We start from the raw sequence: 14,549 nt of genomic DNA on the forward strand, positions 1-14,549 counted from the left end.
TGCGATGAAGGCAGCCTTGCCAGGGCGGGCCGAGGCGGTCTGTGGCAATTGCCACGTGTGGTGAATGTCACGCCCGCAGGGTGAGTGGTCCCGCCGGCGACGAGGGGGGAGTCAGGTTTGCGGCACCGCCGGGATCCGGGCGACATCCTCGAGCGGAGGCAGCGGCTCGGCGGAAACGGGTTGCGCTGCCGCGGGGAAGCCCGACGCGCCGGAACGCACGCGCACGACAGGCGCCTGGTCGTCGGCCGCCTCGGCGACGATCCGGGCAGCACCGACGGGTTCGGCGGCCACGGGTGGGATCTCGTCAGGCGCGATGTGCCCGGCTTCGATCACGCCCGGTGCCGATATGCCGGGTCCGGTCTCCGCGACGGGCAGCGGATCGGGGCCAACCGCGCGCTCGGCCATGTATTCCATGGCATCGTGATCGAGCCGGTCCGCCATCGGATCGCGCAGGGGGGCGCGCGGAACGTAGAGATCTTCCGGCCCGGCTTCGTGCAGCGGTCGTTCGTCGGCGGCGACGTAGGTCTTTTCGAGCATGCCGTGCCACTCGGGCTCGGGCGCCATGACCATCTCGTTGGGAACCTTCATGCCGGCGACCATGCCCAGAAGCGCCGTGCATCCTGTCGCGACCGCCATGGGTTTCCAAACTCTCATCGGCTGTGCCTCCTGTATGCCCGTTAGAGATTGCAACGCGTATTCGGCGATCGCGTTCCGAACGCGCCGCCGGGACGCGTGCTTCGTGCTTGCGTCACATGGCGTGGCTACGGCATGCTTCCCGCACCGGGGATCGAGAGTGGAGCGAGGCGATGGAATTCGAGAAGGTCGCGGCCGAAGGCGAGATCGCATCGGGGCAACTGATGCCGATCGAGGCGAAGGGGCTCAAACTCCTGCTCGCCCGCGTGGGAGACCGTTACTATGCCTCGCAGCGCAAGTGCCCGCATCTCGGCTTCAATTTGTGTCGCGGCAAGATCGAGGACGGCGCGGTCGTGTGTCCGTTGCACAAGGCCAAGTTCGACCTCGAGACCGGACGCATCGAACGCGACCCCAGACTGTTGTTCATCGGCATGAAGGCGAAGACGGACCTTACGACCTATCCGGTAAAGGTCGAGGAAGGAGCGATACTGGTCGGAGTTTGATCCTTCCGATCTGTGCCCGCCGCTCGTCGATAGCCTGGAACCGAGACGTCTCAGCCACGTTGCTCAGCTTAAGGTATCGAACGAGGAACGCGCATGTCTCAGGACCAGGACGGCCTTGAGCACGTCGAGCAGGCGCTGAAAGCCGGTGATGTTGACGAGGCTCCGTCACGCTTCAGGCCGGACCAGCCCGGGGATCACTTCTCCGGCGCATCCGGCTTGCTGTTCGAGCAGGCGATGGCGCAAACCCGCATGGCGGTGTGCCTCGCCGATCCGCGCCAGCCCGATACCCCGATCCTCTTCGCCAATCGCGCCTTTCGTGCCCTGACCGGCTATGACGAGCGGGATGTCATCGGCCGCAACTGCCGGTTCCTGCAGGGGCCCGACACCGATCCAGAGGCGGTGCGGCGAATCCGCGAAGCGATCCGCAACGAAGACGTCGTCGTCGTCGAGATCCTCAATTACCGCAAGGACGGCACTCCGTTCTGGAACGCGCTTCACCTGGGACCGATCTATCGCGAGGACGGCGAACTGCTCTACTTCTTCGGTAGCCAGTGGGACGTCTCGGACGTGCGCGCCGCGCGAGCCGAGGAGCGCAACCAGCGGTTGCTCGCGCGCGAACTTTCGCACCGCATGAAGAACATGTTCTCTGTGATCTCGGGCATCGTGAATATCACCGGGCGGGTGCGCGGCATCCCCGAGGAAGCCGGTGAGATCAACGGCCGCATCCAGGCGCTCGGCCGCGCCTACGAGACGACGCTCGACGAGGCTTCCAGCGGGTCGATCGAGATCGGCCCCGCGATCCGGGCGATCCTGGCGCCTTACGATGCCGACGCGGGCCGCCTGCGCTTCCTCGGCAATGGGCTGCGGGTTCATTTCGCGGCGGTATCGGTCGTCGGGCTGGTCCTGCACGAGCTGGCCGCCAATGCGACGAAATTCGGGCCGTGGTCCAACGATAGCGGTCTCGTCGAAGTCGATTGGCGGGCGGCATCCACCGACGATAGCTGGCTCGAGGTGATCTGGCGCGAGACGGGCGGGCCGCGAGTCCCGCAGCGAGCGCAGGAGCCGGGGACCGGCACCGCGATCGTCGACCGCATGCTGCGCCACGCCGGCGGCGCTATTGAGCGGCGCTGGAGGCCAGAGGGCTTCGAGGCCGTCATTTCCATTCCAGCCTAGGAGTTGCAATTCATGGAACGATCCGGACAGACCATTCTGTTGCTCGAGGACGAGCCGCTGATCCTCATGGATCTGGAGTTCGCCGCCGAGGAACTTGGCTGTCTGCCGCTTTGCGCTTCGGACGTGGAACGCGCTCTTTCGCTTATCGAGGGCCATCCCGAAGTCGACGCTGCCGTGCTCGACGTCTCGCTCAAGGACCGCGAGACATGCATACCTGTCGCCCGCGCGCTGCAGGAGCGCGGAATCCCCTTCCTGCTCCATTCGGGCGATCTTGACCGCAAGGACGAAAACGTGCGCGAACTCGACGCCATGCTGATCGCCAAGCCCGCAGATGCGGCCGAGGTGATCGGCGCCTCGCTGCGACTCACGGCGCAGGCCGCGCGGGAAGACGAAGAGGTGTGAAACCCGCGCCCGTGCGGGGCAGATTCCCAGTGCGGAACCCGCCCGGCCTCGAGAGCCGCGGGGACGTTAGGGCGACCAGCCTTCCGGCGCGAGTTCGAAGCCCGCGAAATCGAAACCCGGCGAGACGACGCAACTCACCAGGCACCAGCCGCCCAGCGGCTCGGCGGCTTGCCAGTGACCCGCTGGCACGAGGCCTTGCGGGGAATCGCCAGCGATCGGGTCGGGGCCAAGCCGGACGTGGCCGATCGGCGCGTTTTCGCCGGTCGCGACTGAGAGCCGAAGCGGGGCCCCGGCATGCCAGAACCATAGCTCGGCGGCATCGACGCGGTGCCAGTGCGAGCGCTGGTGCGCCTCGAGCAGGAAGTGGATCGCGGTCGCTGTGGCGCGCTCGCCCACGGGCGCGGCCGCGCGCCAGGTCTCGCGGAACCAGCCGCCCTCGGGATGCGGTTCGAGCCCGAGCCGGGCGATGATCTGCTGCGGATCGGTCGAGGCGGTGGTCGGCATCAGCGGTCCTCCAGGATCATTTCGGCGCCTTTCTCTGCGATCATCATCACCGGCGCATTGGTGTTGCCCGAGGTGATCGTTGGCATCACCGAGGCGTCGATGACGCGCAGTCGCTCGATCCCGTTGACCCGCAGCCGGGAATCGACCACCGCGCCCATCGCTGCTGTGCCGACCGGGTGGAAGATGGTCGTTCCGATGTCACCCGCGGCGCGTTGCAGGTCCTCGTCCGACTGCGCCTGCGGGCCCGGGCGGATCTCCTCGGGTCGAAAGCCGGAGAGCGCGGGCTGCGCTGCTATGCGCCGCGTCATGCGGATCGCCTCGGCGGCGACGCGGCGGTCTTCCTCGGCGGCGAGGTAGTTGGGGCGGATCTGCGGCGCGATGTCACCGTCGGCGGCGACGATGTGGCTCGCGCCCCGGCTTTCGGGCCGCAAGTTGCACACGCTCGCGGTGAATGCGGGGAAGGCATCGAGATTGCCGCCGAAGGCTTCGAGGCTGAGCGGCTGGACGTGATATTCGAGGTTCGCGGTCTCGAAGCGCGGATCGCTCTTGGTGAAGATGCCGAGCTGGCTCGGCGCCATCGCCATCGGGCCGCTGCGGCGCAGGACGTATTCGAGGCCGATCAGGGCCTTGCCGAGCAGCGACCCGGCGCGCTGGTTGAGCGTCGGCACATCGCTGACCTTGAAGGCGCAGCGCAATTGCAAGTGGTCCTGGAGGTTCGCGCCGACAGCGGGATTGTCGACCAGCGGCGCGATACCGAGCCGCGACAGCAGCGCGCCGTCGCCGATGCCCGAGCGTTCGAGGATCGCGGGCGAGCCGATCGCGCCCGCCGCGAGCACGACTTCGCCCCGCGCCGTGGCCTCGTGAGCCGTCTCGCCGAGGCGGTAGGCGATCCCGGCGGCGCGGCCCTCGCGCGCGATCACGCGATCGACATGCGCGCCGGTGACCACGCGCAGGTTGGCGCGGGTCTTCACGGGCTTGAGAAAGGCGTCCGACGCACTCCAGCGCCAGCCCTTGCGCTGGGTCACCTGGAAATAGCTGACGCCCTCGTTGTCGCCGGTGTTGAAGTCGTCGATCGCCGGAATGCCGGCCTCGACCGCCGCGGCGCGGAAGGCTTCGAGGATGTCCCAGCGCAGCCGCTGGCGCTCGACCCGGATCTCGCCGCCGCCGCCGTGAAATTCGCTCGGGCCGTCGAAGTGGTCTTCCGAGCGCCGGAAATAGGGCAGCACCTCGTCCCAGCCCCAGCCGGTGTTCCCGGCCTGGCGCCAGCCGTCGTAGTCCGCTGCCTGGCCGCGCATGTAGATCATGCCGTTGATCGAAGAGCAGCCGCCGAGCACCTTGCCGCGCGGATACTTGAGCGCGCGGCCGTTCAGCCCCGCCTCGGCCTGGGTCGACATGCACCAGTCGGTGCGCGGATTGCCGATGCAATAGAGGTAACCGACCGGAACCCGAATCCAGATGTAGTTGTCGCGCCCGCCTGCTTCGAGCAACAGAACGCGGTTGCGGGAATCGGCGCTCAGGCGATTGGCAAGCACGCAACCGGCGCTGCCGCCGCCCACGACGATGTAGTCGAATTCGTCCATCTCCGCGGGGGCTAGGCCTGCATTCCGCCGCGATCAAGTGCGCGTGGGCGATGAGGCGTCGCGGGGCGGTGGTGGAGGTTGAAGCAGGCCCGCCGCAGGCTAGACTGAGGCCAAACACGGTTCCGAGGGAGAGCTTCATGACTGCCACCATGCCCACGTCGTCCTCGCCTCGCCGATCGCGCGCGTGACCGTGCCGAAGATCGGCAAGGTCGGCATCTGGTCGCTCGAACTGCGTTTCGGCGACCCTGACGAAAGCAGCCGTGCCGCCGCGGAGATCGAAAAGATGGGCTTCGGCACGATCTGGATTCCGGGCGGCATCGACGACGGCGCGCCCGGGGATGTCGAGCGGCTGCTGCGGGCCACCTCCACGATCACGATCGCCACGGGCATCCTCAATATCTGGAAGCACGATCCGGCCGAGCTTGCCGCCTGGTTCGCGGGGCTCGCGGCGGACCAGCAGGCCCGCACGCTGCTGGGCATCGGCGTGAGCCATGGGCCGCTGATCGGCGAGGCATGGGCCAAGCCGCTCGCCAAGACCAGCGCGTTTCTCGACGGATTTCTCGGTGCCGGGATGCCCGCCGACAATGTCTGCCTGGCAGCGCTCGGGCCAAAGATGCTGGCGCTTTCGGGCGAGCGGACGGCGGGGGCGCATCCCTATCTGGTCAGTCCGTCGCACAGCGCCGAGGCGCGCGCGATTCTCGGACCCGACAAGCTGCTCGCGCCCGAGCAGGGCGTCATCCTCGAAACCGATCCCGGCAAGGCGCGCGAACTCGCGGTCGAGGCTCTGGCCCACTATCGCGAGTTGCCCAACTATCGGAACAACTGGCACAGGCTTGGCTTCACCGAAACCGAGATCAACGATCTCGACGATCGCCTGCTCCACGCGCTTTTCGCCATGGGCGATGCCTCGCGGGCACGCGAGCGGGTGCGCGAGCATCACGCGGCGGGGGCGGATCATGTCTGCATGCAGGTGATCGGCTGCAACGGCTCGTTCGACGCACTCGTCGAAAAGTGCCGCCAATTGGCAAAAGTGCTCTTTTGATGGGGGTCGGCCCGATCGAAACGCCCGCGTTTGTCCGTGCGACGGGCGCCGTGCGGCCCGATGGGCCCTGCGTGAGCCACGCGATCGAAATCGATGCGCCCCCTGAGATGGTCTGGGACTTCATTGCCGACTTCGAGGGATGGGGCACGTGGAATCCGCTCTACATCGAAACCTCGGGTCCGGCCGAAGTCGGTCGGACGCTCCGATTCACCGTTGTCGTGCCGGGCCTCAGGCCCCGCAAGGCCAGGGCCCAGGTCTATACGGTGGTGCGGGACGAACTGCTCGAATATGGCCTGACCGCGCTTGCGGGGATGCTCAAGGCGTTCCGTTATGTGTCGGTCGAGGAGATTTCGCCGACCCGCTGCCGGGTCGACAATGGCGAGATCATGGCGGGACCGGTGGGCCGCCTCGTCGCGCGCTCGATGGGACACAAGGTCCGCAACGGGCTGGAAGCCATGAACCTGGCGCTGAAATCGGTGGCCGAGCGCAAATGGCGCGGTCGGCCGGTCTGACACTCTGGGGCGTTGCCTTGGCCCACTGTCGGAAAAACTGACAAGGTCGAGAATCGATCGGAAATTGCCCGTTTCGGTGCGTTCAGTCCCGTCTTTTAACCGATCGTCAACGCTTCGAGGTCTATTTTTCGCTCGTCGGGGCAGGCGGCGGTGTCGCCTTTTTTGACAGGAATCGTCGGCGCCGGCGCCCGCGTTTCGGGGGGAGCGCAAGCGGTGCCACGCGGAACGCCGTGCCAGATCATCTTGGCGGTTCGCGTCGCGCGTCGACGATTCCGGTTGCCCGACGATCCCGCCCTTTTTGCTGTCCTACATGTTGTGTCCGGGTCAGAACCGGCGTTTTGCCGCGTGAGGACAATACATGAACAGAAAGCCTGTATTCGACGCCGTTCGCGATTTGCTCGGGCGCGGCTTCACCCAGGCCGAGGTCGATGCGCTCGATGCCGCGATCGATTTCGCCCTGGCGGAACCGAAGCGCGAGAGCGAGCCGGAGCGCGAAGCGCCGCCGGCGCGGCGACTCGGAGCCTTGTCGGCGCGGTTCGAGAGCGGAGGGCGCGGGCCGGGCACGATATCGTCGGGGCGGGCCGATCCCGGCGGAGTATCCTACGGAACCTACCAGCTTTCCTCGCGCGCCGGCACCGCCGCCGCGTTCGTCGCGTCCGAGGGCCGGCCCTGGTCGGCCGAGCTGGGCCGCGCGGCGCCGGGCACGCCGGCGTTTTCGGCTGCGTGGAAAGCGATCGCCGATCGTGAGCCCGCGCGCTTCGGAGCGGCGCAGCATGCCTATATCGAACGCACCCACTACCAGCCGGCGATCACTGCGGTCCTCCGGAAAACCGGGCTCGACCTCGACATGCGCCACAATGCGGTGCGCGACGCGACATGGTCGAGCGCGGTGCAGCACGGCGGCGCGGCGGGCATCCTGTCGGACGCGGTGGCGCGGGCCGACGCCTTGTTCGGCCGTGCGGATCGGCTCTTCGACGAGGCGCTGGTCGAAGCGATCTACGCGCTGCGGTCGGCCTATGTCGAACGGCTGGCGAAGCGGTCCTCCGGGGCCACGCGCAAGCTGCTGCTGTCGATCGTCGCCGAACGCTATCCGAGCGAGCGCGCCGACGCCCTGAGGATGTTCGATGAGAAGCCAGGCGATTAGACCTTGCCGGGGCGCGGCCGATCGCCTTTGTTGCCCGCCGTTGCAGGAAGGGAACAACGATGCGCCGTCAACTCGTCCTTGCCGTGGCCGCCCTCGCGGGTCTGCCGCAAATCGCCGCTGCGGCGTCGCCCGAGCAAACCGCGGCCGCGGCGCTGACCGCGGCTCCGGTGTGGGACGGTCACAATGACGTGCCCGAACAGTTGCGCGAACGCTACAAGGACGTGATCGCCGACTTCGATTTCACCGATACGACCGGCACCGCCGATCCGGAAAACGACAGGATTGCGATGCACACCGATCTCGCCCGGCTGCGCAAGGGCAAGGTCGGGGCACAGTTCTGGTCGGTCTGGGTCTCGCCGAACCTTTCCGAGCAGCAGGCGGTGCAGGCCGTTCTCGAGCAGATCGACGTGCTCAAGCGGCTGGTGGCGCGCTATCCCGGCAATCTGGAGTACGCCACGAGCGCGGCGGATGTCGAAAACGCGATGGCCGAGGGCCGCATCGCCTCGCTGATCGGCATGGAAGGCGGCCATTCGATCGGTTCCTCGCTAGCGGTGCTGCGCCAGATGTATGCGCTCGGCGCGCGGTACATGACGCTGGCGCACTTCAAGAACACGCCTTGGGCGGACAGCGCGACCGACAAGCCCGAGCATGACGGCCTGACCGATTTCGGCCGCGACGTGGTGCGCGAGATGCAGCGCATTGGCATGCTCGTTGACCTCAGCCACGTCAGCGAGGCGACCATGCTCGACACGCTCGACGTGGCGAAGGCGCCGGTGATGTTCAGCCATTCGGGCGCGCGCGCGATCGACGGGCATCCGCGCAACGTGCCCGACACCGTCCTGTCGAAGCTCAAGGCTAATGGTGGCATCGTCATGGTGGTGACGCTGCCAGCCTATGTCAGCGATGAGACGCGCCGCTGGTCGGCGGCGCACGATGCCGAGAAGGCGCGCGCCGATGCGCTTCATATCGGCGATCCGGAGGGTGCCAAAGCGGCACTCGCGGCATGGGAAAATGCCAATCCGGCGCCGCGATCGACGGTCAGTCAGGTCGCCGACCACGTCGATCACATCGTCAAGGTCGCCGGGATCGACCACGTCGGCGTCGGCGCCGACTTCGACGGGATGAGCACGACGACACAATGTCTCGACGACGTCGGCGGCTATCCCGCGCTGTTCGTCGAGCTGGCGCGGCGCGGCTATTCGCGCGACGATCTGGAGAAGATCGCGAGCCGCAACATGATGCGCGTGCTCAAGGCCGCCGAAGCCTTTGCGGCGACGCAGGCCGAGGCGCCGCCGATCGAAAATCCGGCCGCAGAGTTCTAGAGCAGAGTCTTAGAGCGCCGCCGCCGGGCCCAGCAGGCGCAGCGTGTGTTCGTCGCGCGCTCCGGCGAAAAGGCCGTCGAGCACCTCGCCGAATTCGGGCGCCGCGCTGACAGTCTCGAACAGCGTCATCGAGCTGCGCAGCTTCATTGCGTCGACTTCACCGAAGATCTGCTCCGCGCCGCGCTTGCCGCGCCACGCGAGCGCGGCGTTGGTGCATTCGAGCAGACGCCGGCCGAGCAGGGGATGCAGGGCATAGGACCGCGCCTCGTCACGATCCGCGAGGGCATAGAATCGCGCGGTCTGCGATCGCCCGAGACCGGCGATCTGCGGGAAGATGAACCAGATCCAGTGCGATCGCTTGGCGCCGTCGCGAATCTCGGCGAGCGCCTGCTCGTAGACATCCTCCTGCGCCGAAACGAAGCGATCGAGATCGGGCATGCTCAGGCCTTCTCGAGTTCCGATCCGCGCTTGAGCAGCTTCGTGCCGTCGTCCTGGCAGATCACGTAGGCGGGGTTGTCCGCGGTGCCGTTGCGGCGGATGCGCTTGCCCTTGATCGTCCGGCTGACCTTGCGTTCGAAGCGCTCGGCGATCTGTCCGGTGGCGGTTCCGGTGCCCCAGTTCCAGCGCACCGTGGTCCCCTGACGGTACGAATTGGCCATGCCGCCTATTCCTGCGCCACCTGTTCCTGCGCGACCTGCTCGGAATCGGCGATGCCGCCGGTGTCGTCCGCCGATCCGATCGCGCCGGTGATCCAGATCGCCGACAGCGCGACGATCGCCAGCACCAGGCTCGCGATCAGGACATAGCGAACGATGTGCGGAGTCGAACCGGCACGGGCGCGATCGTCTTCGACATGTATCTCGGTGCCACGGTTTTCCATGTGCAACTCCTTCGAAATGCGTTTCGCCGGCTGATTGCCGGCTCACTGACGAAACGCATCAGAAGCGGGGCCGTTCCTGCGGCCCGCCATGTGTCTCCCGCGTATCCCTGCCCGTCAGTCGCGCAGGAGTTCGTTGATCCCGGTCTTGGAGCGCGTCTGCGCGTCGACCGTCTTGACGATTACCGCGCAGTAGAGCGAGGGGCCGGCGGTTCCGTCGGCGAGCGGCTTGCCCGGCAGGGCGCCGGGGACCACGACCGAATAGGGGGGAACCCGGCCGAAATGAACCTCGCCCGACGCACGGTCGACGATCTTGGTCGAGGCACCGAGGAAGACGCCCATCGAGAGCACCGAACCCTCGCCGACGACCACGCCCTCGGCGACTTCGGAGCGCGCGCCGATGAAGCAGTTGTCCTCGATCACGACCGGCCCGGCCTGGAGCGGTTCGAGCACCCCGCCGATCCCGGCGCCGCCCGAGATGTGGCAGTTCCTGCCGATCTGCGCGCACGAGCCGATGGTCGCCCAGGTGTCGACCATGGTGCCTTCGCCGACATAGGCGCCGATGTTGACGAAGCTGGGCATCAGCACCACGCCCTTGCCGATGAAGGTGCCACGGCGCGCGACCGCGCCCGGCACGACGCGAAATCCGCCTTCGCGGAACCTGGCCTCGTCCCACCCGTCGAACTTGACCGGAACCTTGTCGAAGGCGGGGGCGCCGCCCGCGGCGGCGGCGAGCGTGACGTTGTCGTTCAGGCGGAACGAGAGCAGCACCGCTTTCTTGAGCCACTGGTTGACGGTCCAGCCGCCCTTGCCGTCAGGCTCGGCGACGCGGGCATCGCCGCTTTCGAGCATGGCCAGGGCCTCATCCACGATCGTACGCACGTCCGTGCTGGCGGGGGAAACGGCATCGCGGCCTTCCCAGGCGGCTTCGATCGCGGATTGGATATCGGACATGAACTGGCTCCAGATGCTTCGGCGTCGAGCGCGCCTATCGCCTGCAACCGGCAAGGACAAGTCCGTCGGCTCAGGCGGGCTCGCCCGAAGCCGGATCGGGCCGCGTCAACTCGCGAACGAATCCGATAAGACCCGTCTGGCGCGCACGGCGCATGCGCTCGGCGGCAAGGATCTGCGTGACCTTCTCGAAGCAGGTATCGATCGCATCGTTGACGACAACGTAATCGTAGCCGTCCCAGTGGCTGATCTCCGCCTGCGCTCGGGCCATGCGCGCCTCGATGATCTCGGCGCTGTCGGTGCCGCGCGAGGTGAGCCGGCGGCGCAGTTCATCGAGGCTGGGCGGCAGCAGGAACACGCGCACGACATCGGTTTCGAGCTTCTGGTAGAGCTGCTGGGTGCCTTGCCAGTCGATGTCGAACAGGAAGTCCTGTCCGTCCTTGAGGCCGGCCTTCACTTGCGCCTTGGGCGTGCCGTAGCAATTGCCGAAGACGTGCGCCCACTCGAGAAACTCCTCGGCCTCGACCATGCGGTCGAATTGATTTCGGTCCACGAAGATGTAGTCGCGCCCGTCGGTCTCGCCGGGGCGCGGCTGGCGGGTCGTTACCGAAACCGACATGCGGATCTGCGGGTCATGTTCAAGCAGCATGCGCGAGATCGTGGTCTTTCCCGCTCCCGAGGGCGAGGACAGGATGAACATCAGGCCACGGCGCTGGAGCGCGTCGCTTCCCTTGGGCGTCTGCGAAGTCATCGGCTGCCGATGGCGGGCCGTGACGGTCAGATCAAGAGGGAAACCGGGCTTATCCGGCCTTGTTCTCGTCTTCCTCGCCGTCCTCGGCCTGCTCGTGGAGCGCGATCTCGCCTTCGACCTTGGCTGCCGATCCGCGCGAACGGTCGTAGAGCGTCTTGGCCAGCAGCCCGCCGCCGACGAGGATCATTCCCGGCACCGAGCGCGTCGCGACCTTGGCGACGGCGGTGTGCAGCAGCGTTTCGCCCAGCGTGCGCCCTTTGAGGATCGCGCGGGCCTTGCGCGGGGTGTAACGCGATCCGAGCAGCGCGCGTTCGACTGCGCGGCGGGCCAGCATCGAGCCGCTGCGCAGCGCGACGTCGGCGATGACCAGATTGGTGTGGGGGTTGGGGCTTGGGCCCGCGAAGTCTTCCGGAGAACCGGCCACCTTGTCGACGAGCGGCTCCGCCTTCCTGCCCAGTTTGTCGCCCAGCTTGCGTTTGGCCATCGATCCCCTGCCTCCCGGGCGCGGCCCGGCTACTTCTTCTTGCCGAAATCGACCGAAACGACGTTCGATCCATCCTCGCTGGAAGTAATGCGCGAAGCGGCGTCGCGTTCCTCGCCGTCGTTTTCGGCCGGCGACTGTGCGTCGAATTCGTCTTCGTCCGTGGTCGCCTGGAACTGGAGCCCGAAATCGACGGCCGGGTCAACGAAGGCGGTAATCGCTGCGAAGGGAACCACCAGCTTGGCCGGGATCTGGTTGAAGCTCAGCCCTACCGAAAATCCGTGCTCGTCCACGTCGAGATCCCAGAACTTGTTCTGGAGGACAATGGTCATTTCGTCGGGAAAACGCTGACGCAGTTCTTGCGGAACGCTCACGCCGGGAGCCGAAGTCTTGAAGGTGATGTAGAAATGATGCGCACCGGGTAGCTCTCCGGCGGACGCTTCGACTTGGCCGAGAACGCGCCCGACAACGGCGCGCAGGGCTTCCTGCACGATCTCGTCGTAGGGAATGAGGCTGTCGGGCGGCGTATCGTTCATGGGTGCTAAGTGCGCATGGCGAGGTGCGCGGTCAAGGCGCTTCGCATCTGCATACGGGACAATCCTCAGGTTTTGCCCCCGATTCGCGCTTGCCTTTGCCTCGGATCGCCTGGCGGACACCGACTCGGCAAGCGCCGATTGATTCCCCGCGACAGCCGACTATAGGCGCTTGCATGCGTACTGCACGGATCCAGCGGAAGACAAACGAGACCGACATCCTCGTCGATGTCGATCTTGACGGGATTGGCAAATACGAGGTCTCGACCGGGATCGGCTTCCTCGATCACATGATCGAGCAGTTCTCGCGCCACTCGCTGATCGACATCACCTGCAAGATCGCGGGCGACCTCCACGTCGATCAGCACCACACCACCGAAGACAGCGCGATCGCGATCGGACAAGCGATCGACAAGGCGCTTGGCGACAAGTCGGGAATCGGCCGCTACGGCTCTGCCTATTCGCCGATGGACGAGACGCTGGCGCGCGTCGCGCTCGATATCTCGGGGCGGCCCTACCTCGTGTGGAAGGCGAAGTTCAGCCAGGAACGTCTCGGCGAGATGGATACCGAGCTGTTCGAACACTGGTTCCACTCGATCGCACAGGCGGCCGGGATCACGCTGCATATCGAGCTGCTCTATGGGCAGAACAATCACCATATCTGCGAGGCGATCTACAAGGGGTTCGCGCGGGCGATGCGCACCGCGGTCGAAAGCGATCCGCGCAAGGGCGGGGCGATCCCGTCCACCAAGGGGCAACTCGGTGGCTGATTGCGATCGTGGCTGAGGTTCTCGCCCTGATCGATTACGGCGCGGGCAATCTGCAATCGGTCGCCAATGCGCTGAGGGCGGCCGGCGCCGAAAACGTGCGCGTAACCGACAATGCCGATGTCGTGCGCGCCGCGGACCGGGTCGTCCTGCCGGGTGTCGGTTCGTTCCGCGCCTGCGCCGAGGGGCTGCGCGCGATCCCGCACATGGTCGAGGCGATGACGGAGCGCGTCCACGTCGGTGGTGCGCCGTTCCTGGGTATCTGCGTGGGCATGCAGCTTCTCGCGACGCGCGGGCTCGAGCATGGCGAGACGCCGGGACTTGACTGGATTGCTGGCGAAGTGCGCCTGATCGAGCGGACCGACCCGGCGATCAAGGTGCCGCACATGGGCTGGAACGCGGTCTCGCCGGGGCACCATGACCGTACCGCCGGGCTGATCGAGAAAGGCGAGGCGTATTTTCTCCACTCCTATCATTTCGCGGCCGAGGAAGCCGAAGCGGTGGCGGCGATGACCGATCACGGTGGCGGGCTTGTCGCCGCCGTGGCGAAGGACAATGTGGTGGGCGTGCAGTTCCACCCCGAAAAGAGCCAGGCCTATGGCCTTTCGTTGCTTGCCCGTTTCCTCGAATGGAAGCCCTGACATGATCGTTTTTCCCGCCATCGACCTCAAGCAGGGGCAGGTCGTGCGGCTGGCCGAGGGCGATATGGGCCGTGCCACGATCTACGGCGACGATCCCGCCGCGCAGGCCATGCTTTTCGCCGACGCGGGCTCGCAGTTCCTCCACGTCGTCGATCTCGACGGCTCGTTCGCGGGCCGGGCGGAGAACCGCGCGGCGGTTGAATCGATCCTCGAGGTGTTCCCCGGCCACGTTCAACTCGGCGGCGGCATCCGCACGCCAGAGGCGGTCGAGGGCTGGTTCGAGCTTGGCGTCAGCCGCCTCGTCATGGGCACCGCCGCGCTCAAGGACCCGCAATTCGTCAAGGACATGGCGCGCGAGTTTCCCGGCGGCATCGTCGTCGCGGTCGATGCGCGCGACGGCATGGTCGCGACCGAGGGTTGGGCCTCGGTCTCCGACGTGCCGGTCGCGGACATGGCGCGCCGCTTCGAGGACGCGGGCGTCGCCTCGCTGCTGTTCACCGACATCGGCCGCGACGGCATGCTCAAGGGCTGCAACGTCCAGGCCACCGTCGATCTCGCCCGCGAAACGGACCTGCCGGTGATCGCCAGCGGCGGGGTGAAGGGCATCGACGACATCCGCATGCTCGCGCTCCACGCCAGTGACGGCATCGAGGGCGTGATCACCGGGCGCGCGCTCTACGACGGCCGGCTCGACCTCGCGACCGCGATCGCGATGGCGGAAAGGGTCTGACCG

The 14,549-nt window shown here is 66.8% G+C and carries 20 protein-coding genes; 10 read left to right on the forward strand and 10 right to left on the reverse strand.

What is annotated here, in order from left to right:
* Positions 1–111: 111 nt before the first annotated feature.
* Positions 112–654, reverse strand: coding sequence for a hypothetical protein (locus B2G71_RS13905; RefSeq protein WP_141521576.1), 543 nt, complete (start codon positions 652–654; stop codon positions 112–114).
* Between the two features lie 152 nt (positions 655–806).
* Between B2G71_RS13905 and B2G71_RS13910 the strand changes: the two genes are divergently transcribed.
* The 3 genes from B2G71_RS13910 (at position 807) to B2G71_RS13920 (ending at position 2,711) form a co-directional block, all read left to right on the forward strand.
* Positions 807–1,136 carry a Rieske 2Fe-2S domain-containing protein gene (locus B2G71_RS13910; RefSeq protein WP_168176363.1) on the forward strand — a complete coding sequence of 110 codons (330 nt, stop codon included), beginning with the start codon at positions 807–809 and terminating at the stop codon, positions 1,134–1,136.
* Between the two features lie 93 nt (positions 1,137–1,229).
* A complete protein-coding gene (locus B2G71_RS13915) occupies positions 1,230–2,309 on the forward strand; it encodes a PAS domain-containing protein (RefSeq protein WP_098106844.1) in 1,080 nt (359 codons plus the stop codon).
* Positions 2,310–2,321: 12 nt separating this feature from the next.
* Complete coding sequence (locus tag B2G71_RS13920) at positions 2,322–2,711, forward strand: response regulator receiver protein (RefSeq protein ID WP_098106846.1); 390 nt, start codon at positions 2,322–2,324, stop codon at positions 2,709–2,711.
* A gap of 66 nt (positions 2,712–2,777) precedes the next feature.
* Here the strand turns inward: B2G71_RS13920 and B2G71_RS13925 are convergent, their stop codons facing one another.
* Together B2G71_RS13925 and B2G71_RS13930 are read right to left on the reverse strand one after the other, a co-directional pair.
* On the reverse strand, positions 2,778–3,215 hold the full coding sequence (locus B2G71_RS13925; RefSeq protein WP_098106848.1) for a cupin domain-containing protein: 438 nt from the start codon (positions 3,213–3,215) through the stop codon (positions 2,778–2,780).
* Positions 3,215–4,795, reverse strand: coding sequence for a GMC family oxidoreductase N-terminal domain-containing protein (locus B2G71_RS13930; protein ID WP_098106850.1), 1,581 nt, complete (start codon positions 4,793–4,795; stop codon positions 3,215–3,217). Before B2G71_RS13930 ends, B2G71_RS13925 begins: the two co-directional genes overlap by 1 nt.
* Positions 4,796–4,979: 184 nt before the next feature.
* Here B2G71_RS13930 and B2G71_RS13935 point away from each other — a divergent pair, with 184 nt between their 5' ends.
* The 4 genes from B2G71_RS13935 (at position 4,980) to B2G71_RS13950 (ending at position 8,815) form a co-directional block, all read left to right on the forward strand.
* Positions 4,980–5,837, forward strand: coding sequence for a TIGR03620 family F420-dependent LLM class oxidoreductase (locus B2G71_RS13935; RefSeq protein WP_098106853.1), 858 nt, complete (start codon positions 4,980–4,982; stop codon positions 5,835–5,837).
* 71 nt (positions 5,838–5,908) lie between these two features.
* On the forward strand, positions 5,909–6,349 hold the full coding sequence (locus B2G71_RS13940; RefSeq protein WP_168176364.1) for an SRPBCC domain-containing protein: 441 nt from the start codon (positions 5,909–5,911) through the stop codon (positions 6,347–6,349).
* A 358-nt stretch (positions 6,350–6,707) separates the two neighbouring features.
* Positions 6,708–7,493 carry a hypothetical protein gene (locus B2G71_RS24535; RefSeq protein WP_098106857.1) on the forward strand — a complete coding sequence of 262 codons (786 nt, stop codon included), beginning with the start codon at positions 6,708–6,710 and terminating at the stop codon, positions 7,491–7,493.
* A 59-nt stretch (positions 7,494–7,552) separates the two neighbouring features.
* On the forward strand, positions 7,553–8,815 hold the full coding sequence (locus tag B2G71_RS13950) for a dipeptidase (protein WP_098106859.1): 1,263 nt from the start codon (positions 7,553–7,555) through the stop codon (positions 8,813–8,815).
* 9 nt (positions 8,816–8,824) lie between these two features.
* On the opposite strand, the gene B2G71_RS13955 is transcribed toward B2G71_RS13950, so the two are convergent.
* The 7 genes from B2G71_RS13955 to B2G71_RS13985 form a co-directional block, all read right to left on the reverse strand.
* Positions 8,825–9,253, reverse strand: coding sequence for a DUF1810 domain-containing protein (locus tag B2G71_RS13955; RefSeq protein WP_098106861.1), 429 nt, complete (start codon positions 9,251–9,253; stop codon positions 8,825–8,827).
* 2 nt (positions 9,254–9,255) lie between these two features.
* On the reverse strand, positions 9,256–9,474 hold the full coding sequence (locus tag B2G71_RS13960; RefSeq protein ID WP_098106864.1) for a DUF2945 domain-containing protein: 219 nt from the start codon (positions 9,472–9,474) through the stop codon (positions 9,256–9,258).
* A gap of 5 nt (positions 9,475–9,479) precedes the next feature.
* Positions 9,480–9,695: a hypothetical protein gene (locus B2G71_RS13965; RefSeq protein WP_098106865.1), complete on the reverse strand. Its 216-nt coding sequence runs from the start codon at positions 9,693–9,695 to the stop codon at positions 9,480–9,482.
* 114 nt (positions 9,696–9,809) lie between these two features.
* Positions 9,810–10,646 (reverse strand): 2,3,4,5-tetrahydropyridine-2,6-dicarboxylate N-succinyltransferase, encoded by an 837-nt coding sequence (gene dapD / locus B2G71_RS13970; protein ID WP_098106867.1) that lies wholly within the window; start codon positions 10,644–10,646, stop codon positions 9,810–9,812.
* 70 nt (positions 10,647–10,716) lie between these two features.
* Positions 10,717–11,394 (reverse strand): guanylate kinase, encoded by a 678-nt coding sequence (gene gmk / locus B2G71_RS13975; RefSeq protein WP_098106869.1) that lies wholly within the window; start codon positions 11,392–11,394, stop codon positions 10,717–10,719.
* A 49-nt stretch (positions 11,395–11,443) separates the two neighbouring features.
* Positions 11,444–11,878 (reverse strand): hypothetical protein, encoded by a 435-nt coding sequence (locus B2G71_RS13980; protein ID WP_098106871.1) that lies wholly within the window; start codon positions 11,876–11,878, stop codon positions 11,444–11,446.
* A 29-nt stretch (positions 11,879–11,907) separates the two neighbouring features.
* Positions 11,908–12,411, reverse strand: a complete 504-nt coding sequence (locus B2G71_RS13985) for a ClpXP protease specificity-enhancing factor SspB (RefSeq protein WP_098106873.1) — start codon at positions 12,409–12,411, stop codon at positions 11,908–11,910.
* 173 nt (positions 12,412–12,584) lie between these two features.
* Here B2G71_RS13985 and hisB point away from each other — a divergent pair, with 173 nt between their 5' ends.
* Genes hisB through hisA form a run of 3 tightly spaced genes read left to right on the forward strand, consistent with a single transcriptional unit; the run spans position 12,585 to position 14,546 of the window.
* Positions 12,585–13,178, forward strand: coding sequence for an imidazoleglycerol-phosphate dehydratase HisB (hisB, locus tag B2G71_RS13990; protein ID WP_098106874.1), 594 nt, complete (start codon positions 12,585–12,587; stop codon positions 13,176–13,178).
* A gap of 8 nt (positions 13,179–13,186) precedes the next feature.
* Positions 13,187–13,816 carry an imidazole glycerol phosphate synthase subunit HisH gene (gene hisH / locus B2G71_RS13995; protein ID WP_098106876.1) on the forward strand — a complete coding sequence of 210 codons (630 nt, stop codon included), beginning with the start codon at positions 13,187–13,189 and terminating at the stop codon, positions 13,814–13,816.
* Position 13,817: 1 nt separating this feature from the next.
* Positions 13,818–14,546, forward strand: coding sequence for a 1-(5-phosphoribosyl)-5-[(5-phosphoribosylamino)methylideneamino]imidazole-4-carboxamide isomerase (hisA, locus tag B2G71_RS14000; RefSeq protein ID WP_098106878.1), 729 nt, complete (start codon positions 13,818–13,820; stop codon positions 14,544–14,546).
* The last annotated feature ends 3 nt before the right edge of the window (positions 14,547–14,549 follow it).

Origin of the sequence: Novosphingobium sp. PC22D (genome assembly GCF_002556635.1) — a bacterium.
Classification (GTDB): Bacteria; Pseudomonadota; Alphaproteobacteria; order Sphingomonadales; family Sphingomonadaceae; genus Novosphingobium.

Bases quoted from the DNA above. Each gene is read 5' to 3' on its own strand.
- hisB (WP_098106874.1), top strand. From the start codon at position 12,585: ATGCGTACTGCACGGATCCAGCGGAAGACAAACGAGACCGACATCCTC.
- B2G71_RS13955 (WP_098106861.1), bottom strand. From the start codon at position 9,253: ATGCCCGATCTCGATCGCTTCGTTTCGGCGCAGGAGGATGTCTACGAG.
- dapD (WP_098106867.1), bottom strand. From the start codon at position 10,646: ATGTCCGATATCCAATCCGCGATCGAAGCCGCCTGGGAAGGCCGCGAT.
- B2G71_RS13910 (WP_168176363.1), top strand. From the start codon at position 807: ATGGAATTCGAGAAGGTCGCGGCCGAAGGCGAGATCGCATCGGGGCAA.
- B2G71_RS13905 (WP_141521576.1), bottom strand. From the start codon at position 654: ATGAGAGTTTGGAAACCCATGGCGGTCGCGACAGGATGCACGGCGCTT.
- B2G71_RS13915 (WP_098106844.1), top strand. From the start codon at position 1,230: ATGTCTCAGGACCAGGACGGCCTTGAGCACGTCGAGCAGGCGCTGAAA.
- B2G71_RS13950 (WP_098106859.1), top strand. From the start codon at position 7,553: ATGCGCCGTCAACTCGTCCTTGCCGTGGCCGCCCTCGCGGGTCTGCCG.
- gmk (WP_098106869.1), bottom strand. From the start codon at position 11,394: ATGACTTCGCAGACGCCCAAGGGAAGCGACGCGCTCCAGCGCCGTGGC.
- B2G71_RS13985 (WP_098106873.1), bottom strand. From the start codon at position 12,411: ATGAACGATACGCCGCCCGACAGCCTCATTCCCTACGACGAGATCGTG.
- B2G71_RS24535 (WP_098106857.1), top strand. From the start codon at position 6,708: ATGAACAGAAAGCCTGTATTCGACGCCGTTCGCGATTTGCTCGGGCGC.
- B2G71_RS13980 (WP_098106871.1), bottom strand. From the start codon at position 11,878: ATGGCCAAACGCAAGCTGGGCGACAAACTGGGCAGGAAGGCGGAGCCG.
- B2G71_RS13925 (WP_098106848.1), bottom strand. From the start codon at position 3,215: ATGCCGACCACCGCCTCGACCGATCCGCAGCAGATCATCGCCCGGCTC.
- B2G71_RS13930 (WP_098106850.1), bottom strand. From the start codon at position 4,795: ATGGACGAATTCGACTACATCGTCGTGGGCGGCGGCAGCGCCGGTTGC.
- hisA (WP_098106878.1), top strand. From the start codon at position 13,818: ATGATCGTTTTTCCCGCCATCGACCTCAAGCAGGGGCAGGTCGTGCGG.
- B2G71_RS13920 (WP_098106846.1), top strand. From the start codon at position 2,322: ATGGAACGATCCGGACAGACCATTCTGTTGCTCGAGGACGAGCCGCTG.
- B2G71_RS13960 (WP_098106864.1), bottom strand. From the start codon at position 9,474: ATGGCCAATTCGTACCGTCAGGGGACCACGGTGCGCTGGAACTGGGGC.
- B2G71_RS13965 (WP_098106865.1), bottom strand. From the start codon at position 9,695: ATGGAAAACCGTGGCACCGAGATACATGTCGAAGACGATCGCGCCCGT.